The 13496-nt window shown below is 71.2% G+C and carries 12 protein-coding genes; 5 read left to right on the top strand and 7 right to left on the bottom strand.

Going from position 1 to position 13496, the window contains the following annotated elements; translation table 11 throughout:
* Window positions 1-2: 2 nt before the first annotated feature.
* Entirely contained in the window at window positions 3-1562 is a 1560-nt protein-coding gene (locus OG331_RS20300) for an ABC transporter substrate-binding protein (RefSeq protein ID WP_406198208.1), read from the top strand.
* A 170-nt stretch (window positions 1563-1732) separates the two neighbouring features.
* Complete coding sequence (locus OG331_RS20295; RefSeq protein WP_406198206.1) at window positions 1733-2140, top strand: ATP-binding protein; 408 nt, start codon at window positions 1733-1735, stop codon at window positions 2138-2140.
* A gap of 1 nt (window position 2141) precedes the next feature.
* Here the strand turns inward: OG331_RS20295 and OG331_RS20290 are convergent, their stop codons facing one another.
* Window positions 2142-3599, bottom strand: coding sequence for a sensor histidine kinase (locus tag OG331_RS20290; RefSeq protein ID WP_406198204.1), 1458 nt, complete (start codon window positions 3597-3599; stop codon window positions 2142-2144).
* Complete coding sequence (locus OG331_RS20285; RefSeq protein WP_365061233.1) at window positions 3596-4285, bottom strand: response regulator transcription factor; 690 nt, start codon at window positions 4283-4285, stop codon at window positions 3596-3598. Before OG331_RS20285 ends, OG331_RS20290 begins: the two co-directional genes overlap by 4 nt.
* A 164-nt stretch (window positions 4286-4449) precedes the next feature.
* Here OG331_RS20285 and OG331_RS20280 point away from each other — a divergent pair, with 164 nt between their 5' ends.
* Window positions 4450-6894, top strand: a complete 2445-nt coding sequence (locus tag OG331_RS20280) for an MMPL family transporter (protein WP_406210159.1) — start codon at window positions 4450-4452, stop codon at window positions 6892-6894.
* An 18-nt stretch (window positions 6895-6912) separates the two neighbouring features.
* Here the strand turns inward: OG331_RS20280 and OG331_RS20275 are convergent, their stop codons facing one another.
* The 5 genes from OG331_RS20275 to OG331_RS20255 form a co-directional block, all read right to left on the bottom strand.
* Window positions 6913-7710, bottom strand: coding sequence for a TetR/AcrR family transcriptional regulator (locus OG331_RS20275; protein ID WP_406198201.1), 798 nt, complete (start codon window positions 7708-7710; stop codon window positions 6913-6915).
* A 37-nt stretch (window positions 7711-7747) separates the two neighbouring features.
* The gene (locus OG331_RS20270; RefSeq protein ID WP_406198199.1) at window positions 7748-8764 is read right to left on the bottom strand and encodes a trypsin-like serine peptidase; all 1017 of its coding nucleotides are present in this window, start codon (window positions 8762-8764) and stop codon (window positions 7748-7750) included.
* 197 nt (window positions 8765-8961) lie between these two features.
* A complete protein-coding gene (locus OG331_RS20265) occupies window positions 8962-9495 on the bottom strand; it encodes a thiol-disulfide oxidoreductase DCC family protein (protein ID WP_406198197.1) in 534 nt (177 codons plus the stop codon).
* 4 nt (window positions 9496-9499) lie between these two features.
* Complete coding sequence (locus OG331_RS20260; RefSeq protein ID WP_406198195.1) at window positions 9500-9907, bottom strand: hypothetical protein; 408 nt, start codon at window positions 9905-9907, stop codon at window positions 9500-9502.
* Between the two features lie 162 nt (window positions 9908-10069).
* Window positions 10070-10480 (bottom strand): VOC family protein, encoded by a 411-nt coding sequence (locus tag OG331_RS20255; protein ID WP_406198193.1) that lies wholly within the window; start codon window positions 10478-10480, stop codon window positions 10070-10072.
* 68 nt (window positions 10481-10548) lie between these two features.
* Here OG331_RS20255 and OG331_RS20250 point away from each other — a divergent pair, with 68 nt between their 5' ends.
* Together OG331_RS20250 and OG331_RS20245 are read left to right on the top strand one after the other, a co-directional pair.
* Window positions 10549-10941 carry a hypothetical protein gene (locus OG331_RS20250; RefSeq protein ID WP_406198190.1) on the top strand — a complete coding sequence of 131 codons (393 nt, stop codon included), beginning with the start codon at window positions 10549-10551 and terminating at the stop codon, window positions 10939-10941.
* Window positions 10941-13430 (top strand): DUF4132 domain-containing protein, encoded by a 2490-nt coding sequence (locus OG331_RS20245; protein ID WP_406198188.1) that lies wholly within the window; start codon window positions 10941-10943, stop codon window positions 13428-13430. Before OG331_RS20250 ends, OG331_RS20245 begins: the two co-directional genes overlap by 1 nt.
* The last annotated feature ends 66 nt before the right edge of the window (window positions 13431-13496 follow it).

The following is a 13496-nucleotide window of genomic DNA, read 5'->3' as shown; positions in this document are numbered from 1 at the left end:
CCATGCGTTCGGTTCGCATGCGGATTCTCGCGACGCTGCTCGTGCTGGCGGCCGTGGGAGTGGGCGGCTGGCAGCTGTTGCCGTCGCAGCGGGACGAGAACAGGACCATCACGGTCGGCACGACGGACGCCGTCACGTCGCTCGACCCGGCCGGCGCCTATGACGCCGGCTCGTGGGCGCTGTTCAACAACGTCTTCCAGTCACTGCTGACGTTCGAGCCGGGCGGGGTCACACCCGTGCCGGACGCGGCCCGGAGCTGCGAGTTCGTCGGCAGTGACCTGAGTACGTACCGCTGCGAGCTGCGCGAGGGACTCACCTTTCCGAGCGGGCGCGCCATGACCGCACAGGACGTCAAGTACTCCTTCGACAGGGTCAAGCGGATCAAGTCGGACGTCGGCCCGTCCTCCCTGCTGGACACCCTCGGCTCGGTGAGTGCCGGCGGTCGTACGGTCACCTTCCGACTGTCGTCGCCCGACGCGACGTTCCCGCTCAAGGTGGCCACCGGGGCGGGCGCCATCGTCGACCGTGAGAAGTACCCGGCCGACGCGCTGCGCACCGACAACGCTGTCGACGGCACCGGCCCGTACACCCTGACCGCGTATACGAAGGACAGCAAGGCCGTCCTCGCACCCAACTCCCTCTACAAGGGCGCTCTCAAGGAAACCGGCCGTCCCGTCGAACTGCGTTACTACTCCGACGCGGACGCCCTCGACAGCGCGTGGAAGGCGAAGCGGATCGATGTCGCCACCCGCACGCTGCCGCCCGAGGTCCTCGCCGGTCTGAACTCCGCCGACCCGGGCCAGCGTGTCTCCGAGGCCGACAGCTCCGAGATCCGCAATCTGTACTTCAACACCCGGGCGGGCTCGCCGCTGCACGACGTCCGGGTGCGGCAGGCCCTGGCCTGGCTGATCGACCGCGAGCGGCTGGCGGCCACGGTCTACAAGGGGACCGTGGACCCGCTGTTCTCGCTGATCCCGACGGGCATCACCGGCCACACCACGTCGTTCTTCGACAGCTACCCAAGCCTGAGCCCCACCAAGGCGCGCGCCCTGCTCGACGAGGCCGGCGTCAGCCTGCCCGTCCGCTTCACCTACGGCTACGCCACCGGCCGGGGCGCCGCGAGCGCCGAGGAGGCTGCGGAGCTCAAGCGGCAGTTGGAGGCGAGCGGGCTGTTCAAGGTGACGGTCAAGGGCTACGAGTGGACCGACTTCCAGAAGCGCTGGGCGAGCGGCAAGCTCGACGCGTACGCCGTCGGCTGGGTCGCCGACTTCCCCGACCCGGACACCTACGGCGGCCCGCTCGTCGGCACCAAGAGCACCATGAACACCGGTTACAGCGACAAGGCCGTCGACCGGCTGATCACGGCCAGTCAGCAGTACGCCGACCGCAGCGAGGCCACGAAGGACTTCCGCTCGCTGCAGGAGGCCGTCGCCCGCGACGTCCCCGTGATCCCGCTGTGGCAGGCCAAGGAATACGTGGTCACCAGCGAGGACGTCGGCGGCGGCCAGTATCTGTCGGACGGCACCGGTCTGTTCCGGCTCTGGAGCCTCAACTGGATCTGACGTCCCACCTGAGCCCTGACGTCCCACCTGAGCCTTGACGTCCCATCCGAGCCCTGACGCCTCACCCGGATCTGACGCGATCTCGCGGCCTTGACATCCGCCCGATGATGCCAGGGGGCCACTCGGCGCTGCACCATGTGTCGAAGGTGTGCGCGGGGTGAGGAGCAAACGTGCTGAGACGCAACGCCTTCCGGCTGCCCCGGCATCCGGCGTCGGTAGGTCTCGCCCGGCGCCGGGTCCGGGACCACCTGGCCGACTGGGGGCACGGGCCGCGGGATCCGGCGCTGGAGGACGCGGTACTGCTCGTCTCCGAACTGGCCACCAACGTCGTACGCCACGGCCCTCTGCTGGAGCGCGAGTTCGAGGTCGCCGTGACCGCGCTCGCCGACGGTTCCTGTCTGATCGAGGTGTCGGACGAGGGCCAGCACGCGCCGCGCCTGCGGCCGGTGGGGGAGTCGGAGGAGGCCGGCCGCGGCCTGCACCTGGTGGAGAGCCTGGCCGCGGCGTGGGGCGTGTGGAGCCGGGGGCGGCACGGCAAGACGGTGTGGGCACTCGTCCTCGCCGAAGCCACCTCATGACTCACCGCGACGGCAGCGTCACCGTCACCGCCAGCCCCTCACCCGGCGCGGTCCGCACCGCGACCTCCCCGCAGTGCGCCTCCACCACCCCCTGCACGATCGCCATCCCCAGCCCGCTGCCCGCGCCCCCGCCCGTCCGGAAGAACCGGTCGAAGACACGTGCCGCGTCCTCCTCGCACAGCCCCGGCCCCTTGTCCGCGACACACAGCCGTACGACCCCGTCCGCCCGCTCCACCCCCAGCCGCACCGGCACATCGGCCGGCGTGTGCGTGCGGACGTTGCTCAGCAGGTTGCCCAGCACCTGCCGCAGCCCCGACTCGTCGGCGTGCACGAGCAGTGTGCCGTCCGCGTCGACGGCGATGGGCCGCTCGGGCTGCTGCACCCGCAGGTCCTCCGCGGCCTCGCGCACGAGACGGCTCAAGTCGACGTTGCGGAAGCGCAGTTCGGGCCGCTGGTCGAGACGGGCCAGGGTGAGCAGCTCGTCGACGAGGCGCCCCATGCGGTCGACCTCGCCGTTCATCCGGTCCCAGGCCCGTCTGCGCTCGGCCGGGTCGGTGAGCATCCCTTTGTCGTACAGCTGGAGGTAGCCGCGTATCGCGGACAGCGGGGTGCGCAGTTCGTGCGAGGCATCGCCGACGAACGAGCGCAGCTGGGCCGTGCTGCGCTCGCGCGTGCGGTAGGCCGACTCGACCTGGTGGAGCATGGAGTTGAGGGCGACCCGGAGCTGTTCGACCTCCAGGGTCGGGTCGCGGCTGGAAGGGACGCGCCGGGTCAGATCGCCCTCGGCGATCGCCGACGAGGTCTCCACCATGTCCTCCAGCGGGCGCATCCGGCGGCGCACGCTGAACATCGTCAGGCAGCCGAGCAGGGCCAGCAGCAGGGCGCCGACGGCGAGGTCCATCCGCAGTGCCTTGCCCATGCCCTCGTGCAGGCTCTCGGTCGGCATGGCGATCAGCACGACGGTGCCGTCCGACAGCCGTGCGCCGACCATCCGGTGGCGGTCACCCTCGACCCGTACGTCCCGTGGCTCCTCGTCGGCGGCGAAGGCGACCGGGTCCTTCGCGGCTGCGGCGAGGGCATGCTGCCGGGGCGTCGGCTGCAAGGGGCCCAGGGCCACCGGCTTCCCGCCGGAGCCGACCGCGACGTACACCATGCTCGGGCTCGGCAGCGGATCGGTGTCCGAGGCGCCGCCGCCGTTGAACCTGTCCAGCGCGATGCCCAGTTCGCTCAGCGACTCGATCTGCCGCAGGGTGAACCCGGCGTTCTGCAGGGTGGTCCGCGCCCCCTGGAGTTCGGTGTCCACCTTGTCGAGCAGGTAGAACCGCGCGGTCATCAGGCTGACCGCGGTCGCGACGACGATGCCGACGGCCAGCAGCGCCACGTTCGCCAGCGTCAGCTTGCCGCGCAGTGAGTGGATGCCGCGCCGGCGGCAGACGTCGAGGATCCCGGCGAGCCTCATGCCAGCCCGTATCCGACGCCCCGCCGCGTGGTGATCACCGGCGGTCCCAGGGTGTCCAGCTTGCGCCGCAGATAACTGATGTAGGTCTCCACGACGGTCGACTCGGGCGGCGTGTGCTCGTACTGCCAGACGTGGCGCAGGAGTTGCTCCTTGGGCACGATCCGGCCGCCGTTGCGCACCAGGAAGCGCAGCAGGGCGTACTCGGTCGGGGTGAGTTCGACGGTGCGGCCCGCTCGGTGCACGGAGTACGTCGTCTCGTCCAGCTCCAGGTCGCCGTACCGCAGGGGCGGGCGCTGCGGCAGGACGTCGGCCGGGCGGGTGCGGCGCAGCACCGCCGTGACGCGGGCGATGACCTCGTCGATGTTGAACGGCTTGGTGATGTAGTCGTCGCCGAAGCCGAGGGCGCCGACGATCTCGGCGGGGGAGTCGCGCGCGGTGAGGAAGACGAGCGCCAGGTCGGGGCGTCGCTCGCGCAGTTCACGCCCGAGCGCCCGGCCGTCCCCGTCCGGGAGCATGACGTCGAGCAGCGCCGCGTCGGGGCAGGTGCGCTCGACCAGCGTGAGCGCCTCGCGGACCGTGCCCGCGGTCATGACCTCGAAGCGGTGGTAGCGCAGGGCGATCGCGAGGACGTCCGCGATGCTCTCCTCGTCCTCCACGATCAGCACGGTGCCGGAAGCCGTCGTCATGCCCCCAGTATCGGCGGCGCCACTGACAGTCGGGTGGCCGGCCGCTTTGGAGTTCCTTGAGAGTCATGGCCTTCGCCTGCCACGCGCGCGCGGCGCCGCCAATCCTGTTGCCCAGGACCTGGGGGACCGACCGAACCGAATAAGGAGCGTTGAGCGTGGCGGCATTGGCACGGTGGTGCTATCGGCACCGGCTGGTGGTCCTGTTGCTGTGGTTGGGGGCACTGTTCGGCCTGGGGGCGGCGAGTTCGGCCGCGGGCACGAACTACGCGAACGTCTTCTCCCTCCCGAACACGGACTCCACGACCGCGTACGACCTGATGGAGAAGGCCTTCCCGGAGCGCGCGGGCGACACCGACACGGTGGTGTGGAAGGTCGACGGGGACGGCGGGGGGAGCGTCCGGGACGAGTCCGTACGGTCCCGGATCGAGCCCGCGCTGGAGGAGATCGGGCGGATGAAGGGGGTCGGTGAGGTCACCGACCCGTATGCGGCGCAGGGGGCCGCGCAGATCAGCCGGGACGGGCGGATCGCGTACGCGCAGATCACCTTCACCGAGCAGGCGAACGCCATCCCGAAGGAGCTGATCGAGGACGTCGTCGACACGGCGCAGGCCGCCGAACGCGACGGACTCCAGGTCGAGCTGGGCGGCCAGGCGATCGCCCGCACCCAGGAGCCGCCGCAGGGCACCGCGGAGGCGGTCGGCATCCTCGCCGCCTCGGTCGTGCTGTTCCTCGCGTTCGGCTCGCTCTTCGCGATGCTGCTGCCGATCGTCGTGGCGCTCGCGGGCGTCGGCACCGGCCTGATCGGGACGATGCTGCTCAGCCATGTCACGGACGTACCCGAAGTGGCCCCGCTGCTCGGCTCGTTGATCGGCCTCGGCGTCGGTATCGACTACGCCCTGTTCATCGTCACCCGGCACCGGCGCGGCATCCTGCGCGGGATGAAGCCGGAGGAGTCGGCGGTGACGGCCCTCAACACGTCCGGCCGAGCGGTGCTGTTCGCGGGCGGCACGGTGTGCATCGCGCTCGCCGGCATGCTGGTGATGAACATGCGGTTCCTGGACGGCGTGGTCGTCGCGACCTCCCTGACGGTAGTCCTGAGCGTGCTGGCCGCGATCACCCTGCTGCCCGCCCTTCTGGGCCTGCTCGGCATGCGCGTCCTCAGCCGCCGGCAGCGGCGCCGGCTCGCCGCCGCGGGACCGGAGCCGGAGGAGGCGAGCGGCCTCGCGGCGCGCTGGTCGGCGTACGTCCAAAGGCGCCCGCGCCGGCTCGCGGCGCTGGCCGTCGTGGTCATGGCTGTCCTGGCGATCCCGGTGCTGTCGCTCCGCCTCGGCGCCACCGACCAGGGCAACCACCAGGAGTCGACCACGACCCGGCAGGCCTACGACCTGCTCGCCGAGGGCTTCGGGCCCGGCTTCAACGGCCCCCTCCAGGTGGTCGTCGAGGGCGACGCCCCCGCCGGACTGGTCGACGGCATCCGGGCGACCGAGGGCGTCGCCCAGGTGGCCGCCGTCCCGCCCGCGAACGGCGTCACGGTCATCCAGGTCGTACCGACCACCTCCCCCCAGTCCGAGCAGACGGACCGGCTGATCGACCGCCTGCGCGACGACGTGATCCCGCAGTCCGGGGCCGAGGCCCATGTCGGCGGAGTGACGGCGGTCTTCAAGGACTTCGCCTCGGTGACCGGTGATCGTCTGCCGTACTTCGTCGCGACGATCATCGCGCTCGGCTTCCTGCTGCTGATGGTGGCCTTCCGCTCGCTGGTGGTGCCGCTGACGGCGGCCCTGATGAACCTCATCGCGGCGGCCGCGTCCTTCGGCGTCCTGGTGGCGATCTTCCAGTGGGGCTGGGGCACGGAGCTGATCGGCGTCGGAAAGGAGGGCCCGATCACGTCGTTCCTGCCGGTCATCATGCTGTCCCTGCTGTTCGGTCTCTCCATGGACTACCAGGTGTTCCTGGTGAGCCGGATGCACGAGGAGTGGGTGCACACTAAGGACAACGCGCGCGCGGTCCGCGTCGGCCTCGCGGAGACCAGCCGGGTCATCAACTCGGCCGCTCTGATCATGATCTGCGTGTTCAGCGCGTTCGTGCTGAGCGGCGACATGGAGGGCGCGATGGCGGGCATCGGCCTCGCCGCCGCCGTCGCGCTGGACGCGTTCATCCTGCGTACGGCACTGGTGCCGGCCGCGATGCACCTGCTCGGCACGTCCAACTGGTGGCTGCCGGACTGGCTGGAGAAGCGGCTGCCACACCTGGCGGTCGAGCCGAAGGAGGAGGCGCCGGCGCCGGCGGCCGAGGAGGAGCCGGCCGAGGCGGGCCGGGCCTCGGCCGTGCACGGCTACGTCCGCACCGCCGACGGTGAGCCGGTCGACGGGGCGGCGGTGACGCTGCTGACGAAGGGCGGGCGCCAGGTGGACCGGGTGACGTCGCTGGCGGACGGCTCGTACATCGTGTCCGTGCCGGCGCCGGGGACGTATCTGCTGGCGACGACCGCCCCCTCGTACGGGTCGCGGGCGGGGCAGGTCGTCGTGACGGGCGGGCCGCTCGTGCACGACGTCGAGCTGGCCGAGGGCGAGGTGGACGCCGCGCCGCGCGGGGGCGGCGTCAACTGACCGGCGCGGAAGGAGGCTTCAGGGGCGCTCGTCCTCGGCGGGCGCCTCTTTGCCCTGCGTCCTGCCCTGGGTCTTGCCCTTCGTCCTGTCCTTCGCCGGGTCCGGCAACGCGTTCGTCATGCCGGGCAGGAAGTCCGTGAACAGCTCGTGCACGTCGCGCACCAGCGGCCGCAGCACCCGGAACCGAGCCAGCGCCACACCCCGGGCGGTCAGCCGGGCGGACCGCTCGGCCAGCCGATAGCTGCGCTCGCGCCCCTCGGTCCGGTCGAAGATCCAGTACAGGACGAGCCCCATCTGGCCGAGCCACATCATCTCGGGCAGTACGTCCCGGAGCTCCTCGGGCACCTTGGTCTTCGCCGAGCCCGCAAGCACCTGCCGGTGGAGGTCGATGGCCTCCACGCGCGCGTGCTCCGACTCGGCGGAGAACGGGCTGAGCGGGCTGTCGGGATCGGCGGCGTTCTTGAAGAACTGCACCGCGAACTCGTGGTACGGCGTGGCGATGTCCAGCCACACCTTCAGCACGCCCGCGAGCCGCGCCTCCAGATCGGTCTCGCGGGCCAGGACGTCCCGGACCGCCGCTCGGTGCTCGGCGGCGATCCGGTCGTAGAAGCCCTGGATCAGGTGTTCCTTGCCCGCGAAGTAGTAGTACGCGTTGCCGACGGAGACCCCGGCCTCCTGGGCGATCGCCCGCATGGTCGTCTTGTCGTAGCCGCGCTCCTGGAACAGCCGCATGGCCGTCTCCAGGATGAGCGCACGGGTCTGCTCGGACTTGCTGGGCGCATCGCCCTGTTCAGGGCTGTCGTTCTTCGAGGGCACGGAAAGAGAGCCTAACGAGTGCCGATTCGGCCGCCGGTCAGGAGGCCTGTGCCGCCTGGTAGAGGTTCTGGGCGTCGGCGCCGAAGTGCGGGCCGTACATCCGGTTCGGCAGGAAGTTGTACTTGAAGCTGTTCACCGAGGACAGCAGGCCGGTGCCCGTGGCCTCATTGAACTGCGTGAACCAGGGGCCGCCGCTGGCGCCGCCGGTCATGTTGCAGTTCATGCCGTGGTCGTCGGACAGCAGGAAGTCCCGGTTGGTGTTGCCGCTGCAGTAGATGAACTTCTCGCCGTCGTACGGGGCGGCGGCCGGGAAGCCGAACGCGTACATGCGCAGGTTGTAGCCGGTGTTGAAGGCCAGCCCCTGTCCGCCGACGACGTCGGTGAGCAGCTTGCCGTCCAGCGGGGCGACGACCGCCGCGCCGACGTCGTAGTTAATGTCCTCGCTCGCCGTCCACTGCGGGGTGGACAGGGTCTTCGACGCGGTCCAGCGGCCATGGGGGGCCTGTCCGTCGTGGTAGCCGGGCACGAAGACCCAGTTGGTGTGCCAGGCGCCCTCCAGCCGCACGCAGTGGCCCGCCGTGATCACGGTGCTCTTGTTGGCGCTGGTGACGGCGTTGCCGGAGCAGGACGCCGTACGCCCCTGGTACGAGAAGAACACGCGGCCCGCGGTGGATACGACCGCTCCGCCGCCGCTCCACTGGCCGCCGCCGTTCGGGAAGGCCAGGAGGCCGATGTCCGAGGCGGTGCGGTCGGCCGGGGTGGTGGGCGCGATGGTCGTCGCCTTGCCCTTGCGGGGCGCCGAGCCGCCGTCGACGTGCCCGTTCACGGTCACCAGGTCGAGCGGGGTGGCCGCGCGCATCCGTTCCGATGTCCAGAACTCACGGGCCTGCTGCTGTGCGCCGGCCGAGACGGACCGGACGCCGGTCGGGGTGTCCGGCTTCGGCGCGGCGCCCGCGGGTGTGGCGAGGGCGCCGGCGGTGAGCAGCGCGGTGACGCCGACCAGGGCGTCGAGGAGGGGGCGGGGTATGCGGGTGACGCGGGGTATGCCTCTCACGCGTACTCCTTCTGCGATGGGGGGAACCGGGCGGCCCGATGGGCGCCGCCCGGCGGACGACAGACAGTCGGTGCGAGTGCGGAGTGGTGAACCGGGACGCAGAGTGCCAACCCCGGGCCGGTTTTGGAAGGGTGCATACCAAACCGGTGACCCAAAACGTGCCGTTCAGGACGAGTTGGGCTCGCTCGGTACCCGCCTCATCGCGTGGCGCAGGTGCCGCTCTCGCAGCCCGGCGGCGCGTACGTCCAGCCCCGGCTCGTGTCGTACGACCACCCGTCCGTGCGCCGATAGGTACGCCCGCCCTGGCGTGTCCCGTCCCACTGCGCCCCTCGCCACTTGGCGGCGGCGAGCACGGCACCCTTGGCGAGCCGTGCCCCCGACGGAGTGCTGAGGCGATGCGCGAGCGGCCGGTGCTCGCGCAGGGCCCACAGGGTGACGATCCAGGCGGCGCCGCCCCGGTAGACCTGCCCCGCGTCGCCGACCACGGTGATCTCGGTGAGGGTGGCGCTGTGGTCGAGCCCGGGGTAGCGCCGCCGGGCCTCGTCGGACCCGGCGGCCACGAAGTCCAGCGGCACCAACTGGGGCTGCCGTACGAGCCAGTCGTGCAGGAAGGTGCACAGGGAGCACTGGGCGTCGTGGAGGACGGTCAGGCGGCGGACCGGGGTTCCGGGCGTGTCGGTCGCGACGCGGTCCGCCACCGCGTCCGTCCTGCCGGTCGCCTCGCCGGGCATTCGCTCACACCCCGGCCGACGGAGCGACCCAGTCCTGCGGTGCGACCGGTGGCGTCTGCTCCCGCTCCATGACCCCGCGCCGCCGGATCTTGTTGAGCACGTAGACGTTGCCCAGGTGCATCACGCCGAGCACCAGGAGCACCACGCCGAGCTTGGTCGACAGGGCCTCGAAGACCCCGCGGATGTCCACGATGGTGTCGTCGTCGCTCAGGTACAGGGCGACGAAGCCGAGGTTGACGAGGTAGAAACCGACCACCAGCAGGTGGTTCACGGCGTCGGCGAGCTTCTCGTTCCCGCGCAGCACGTCGGCGAGGAAGATCCGTCCGTTGCGGCTGAGCGTGCGGGCCACCCAGATGGTCAGGGCGATGCTGACGACCAGGTAGATGACGTAGGCGATGACCGTGCGGTCCATGACGCCTCCCCCTCCTTGAACACGTTCAAAATGCTGACAGTGAAGACTCTAGAGCTGTCTTTGAACGTGTTCAACTCGATTGCGTGAGGTCTGCGTCACGCGCCTGTGCCACGCCGGCGGCGGGCGTCCGGCAGGGAGGCCGTCAGCCCGCCGTGACTCAGGTCAGGGCCTGCGCCCGAGCATCGGCCGCTTGGTGTAGTCCGTGAACCCGACGACGTTCCCCCAGGGGTCGGCGATCTCGACGGTCCAGCCGGTGGCCACGGAGGCGGGCTCGTCGAGCAGCACCATGCCCGCCCCGGTCAACGCCCGCCCCGCCGCGCGCGCGTCCGGCACCTCCAGCCACACGCGCGCGGTGGGCCAGGGCGGCGGCCGGTATCCCAGCCCTTCCTCCGTGCGGAGCAGGATCCCGGGCGTCTCGCCGCCGACCTTCAGCCCTGCGATCCCGGCCTCGTCGAGCCGGAACCCGACCGAGAACCCGGCGCGCTCGTAGAACGCGAGGGCCTCGCCGAGGTCGCCGACCGGCAGCAGCACGTTGTCGAACCCGAGCAGTTCGTACGACTCGTCATCTGACATACCGTCAGGGTAAGGCGATGATCGGCCGGAACCGGTGATTGTCAGTGCCGGCTCGTACTGTCGTCGTCATGGGAATCGTGACGTTCGTCGACGAGACGACAAGCGGGGGCCGCAGCGACGGCTGGGGGCTCGAGATCGCCGAGGAGCGGCTCACCGTGCGCGAGTTGATCCGGCGCCGGGTGTTCCAGGAGGTCGCCGAGTACAACGCGCGCACGCCGGAGGTCTTCCAGGGCCTGGTGCAGCCGCAGGACACGGAGCGCGTGCTGAACGGCTACGCGGTGCGCACCCGCCGCCGGACAGACCCCGAAGCCCAGACCGAGCAGGCGCTCAAGGCCTTCGCCGGCAATGGATTCCTTGTGCTGGTCGGCGACCGTCAGGTCACCGAGCTCGACGACGAGATCGAGCTCGGGCTAGGCACCGAGATCACGTTCCTGAAGCTCGTGGCGCTGGTGGGTGGCTGATGGTCGCTTCGACGCCGGAACACGCGGCGCTGGTCGGCGAGGCCCTCGACCTCATCGAGGCCGAGGACGCCGAGCGGCTCGTCCCCGAACTGCTCGGGCTTTTCGAGATGACCGACGGCAAGTGGCGCCGCGACGGCCACAACGTCGCCGAAGCCGTCTATGCCGCGGACACCACCTTCCAGGCGCGGCTCCTGCACGGGCTGGCCGCCCGGTACCACGAGCTGGAGCCCGGCGCGGTCGGGCGCCGCCACATCGTGGACCTGCTCAACAGCTTCCGGATGCTGCGGGCCGCCGCCGAGGGACAGCCGCCCGCCACGCGCGCCGCGCTGATCGGCCTGATCGCCGACCAGGACGTGCATCACGACCCGGGCGGGCTGGTCCGGCTCGCCGATCAGGAACTCGCCGACGCGCGGGAGCTGTCCGGCGAGTTCGTCGCCGTGATCCGCCGCTCGTATCTGACGGTGTGGAAGGGCAAGAAGAGCCTGGGGGACCTGGTCGCGCGGCTCGACGGCCCGCCGGTGAATCCGGGCGAGACATGGTCCGACCGGGCCCTCGCGGAGGTGGCCGAGCTCGGCGGCGACTGGCGGCGACTGCTCGCCCACGCGGCCACGGCGACCAGCGCCCGCCCGTCCGCGAAGTGGGACCGGACCGGCCGGGCCCTGATCGCGGCACTCGATGCCGACGCGGTGCGGGAGCGGCTGCTGTCCTGGCTGCGGCTTGCGGGCAGGCCGCGCACCGGCCTCCTGCTCGAACCGCGCTACGGCCCGAATCCCAACGCCACCTACGACCCGTACAACGCCGACGCCCTGCGTGGCCTCGCCTGGCTGCTCTCCCTCCTGCCGGCACACCCGGAGACCGCCCGCACCCTGGGCGCTCTCGTCGAGACCGCCCTGCGCAAGGTCGCAGGCCTCGGACCGGTGAACCCCAAGGTCGCCAACGCCGCCGTCATCGCGCTGGGCCGCATCGACGACGAGCCGGCCCTCGCCGAACTCGCCCGCCTGGCCGGCCGCGTCACCTTCAAGGGCACGCTCAAGGTCCTCAACACCGCTCTGGACGCCCGCGCGGAGGCGATGGGCCTGAGCCGGGAGGAGATCGAGGAACTGGCCGTACCGGGGTACGGCCTGACGGAGGTGGGCCGCGCGGAGCACCGGCTCGGTGAGGTCACGGCGCTGCTCGAAGTCCGTGGCGCCAAGGCGGTGTTGAGCTGGCACAACGCGGGCGGCAAGGCCGTCAAGAGCGCCCCCGCCGCCGTACGCCGCGACCATGCCGAGGAGCTCAAGGAGCTGAAGGCCGCGGTCAAGGACATCGACAAGATGCTGTCGGCCCAGAGCGAGCGCCTGGACCGCCAGTTCCTGTCCCGCCGCACCTGGCCGTACGCCGCCTGGCGCGAGCGCTACCTCGACCACCCCCTGGTCGGCACGCTCGCCCGTCGCCTGCTCTGGACGGTCGACGGCACGACCGTCGGGTACACCGACGGCGAGCTGCGGACCCTGGCCGACGCACCGGTGACCGGGGGCAGCCGCGTCGAGCTCTGGCACCCGGTCGGCCACGAGCCCGCCGAGATCGTCGCCTGGCGGGACTGGCTGGAGCGGCACGGCATCACCCAGCCCTTCAAGCAGGCCCACCGCGAGGTGTACCTGCTCACGGACGCCGAGCGCGCGACGGGGACTTACTCCAACCGCTTCGCCGCGCACTTCCTTCGCCAGCACCAGTTCCACTCGCTGGCGGCGATCCGCGGCTGGAACAACAAGCTGCGCCTGGCCGTCGACGACGAGGCGCCGCCGGCCGTCCGGGAGCTGCCGCAGTGGGGGCTGCGCGCCGAGTACTGGATCGAGGGCGACGGCGGCGAGAACTACGAGGACATCACCGACTCCGGCAGCTTCCTGCGCCTGCGCACCGACCAGGTCCGCTTCTACCCGATCGACGCCCCGCAGAACTGGGCGCACTGCGACGGCGGCGAGTACCGCATGTGGCTGCGCGACGGCGCGGACCCGGTCGACCCGCTGCCCCTTACCGACGTCCCGCCCCTGGTCCTCTCAGAAGTCCTGCGCGACGTCGACCTGTTCGTCGGCGTGGCGAGCGTCGGCAACGACCCGGCCTGGCAGGACGGCGGCCCCGGCGGCCGCTTCCGCGAGTACTGGACGTCTTACGGCTTCGGCGAACTGGGCGCGAGCGCCGAGACTCGCCGGGCCCTGCTGGAACGCCTGGTCCCGAGACTGGCCATCGCCGACCGCTGCGCGATCGAGGGCCGCTTCCTGCACGTGAAGGGCGACCGCCACACGTACAAGATCCACCTCGGCTCGGGCAACATCCTCAGAACCCCGAACGACCAGTACCTCTGCATCGTCCCGAAGTCCAACCCTTCGGCGCCGCAGGCGGGTTACCTGCCGTACGAGGGGGACCGGATGCTGGCGATGATCCTGAGCAAGGCGATGATGCTGGCGGCCGACACGGAGATCACGGACCCGACGATCCTGAGCCAGCTGTAGCGGCACCCCTTCTCCGCTCCGCGCACGCCCGCCCCCCATACTGAACAGCGCTCAAGCGGCGTATGG

Source organism: Streptomyces sp. NBC_01017 (assembly GCF_045162795.1).
Lineage (GTDB): Bacteria > Actinomycetota > Actinomycetes > Streptomycetales > Streptomycetaceae > Streptomyces > Streptomyces machairae.
The sequence above is the reverse complement of the archived record's forward strand: the minus strand, read 5'-3'. Positions and strand labels throughout refer to the sequence as shown.

What these genes read in the sequence shown, in the direction of transcription:
- OG331_RS20265 (WP_406198197.1), bottom strand. Translation starts at nt 9,495, where the DNA reads ATGCCCGGCGAGGCGACCGGCAGGACGGACGCGGTGGCGGACCGCGTC.
- OG331_RS20285 (WP_365061233.1), bottom strand. Translation starts at nt 4,285, where the DNA reads ATGACGACGGCTTCCGGCACCGTGCTGATCGTGGAGGACGAGGAGAGC.
- OG331_RS20300 (WP_406198208.1), top strand. Translation starts at nt 3, where the DNA reads ATGCGTTCGGTTCGCATGCGGATTCTCGCGACGCTGCTCGTGCTGGCG.
- OG331_RS20255 (WP_406198193.1), bottom strand. Translation starts at nt 10,480, where the DNA reads ATGTCAGATGACGAGTCGTACGAACTGCTCGGGTTCGACAACGTGCTG.
- OG331_RS20260 (WP_406198195.1), bottom strand. Translation starts at nt 9,907, where the DNA reads ATGGACCGCACGGTCATCGCCTACGTCATCTACCTGGTCGTCAGCATC.
- OG331_RS20290 (WP_406198204.1), bottom strand. Translation starts at nt 3,599, where the DNA reads ATGAGGCTCGCCGGGATCCTCGACGTCTGCCGCCGGCGCGGCATCCAC.
- OG331_RS20245 (WP_406198188.1), top strand. Translation starts at nt 10,941, where the DNA reads ATGGTCGCTTCGACGCCGGAACACGCGGCGCTGGTCGGCGAGGCCCTC.
- OG331_RS20250 (WP_406198190.1), top strand. Translation starts at nt 10,549, where the DNA reads ATGGGAATCGTGACGTTCGTCGACGAGACGACAAGCGGGGGCCGCAGC.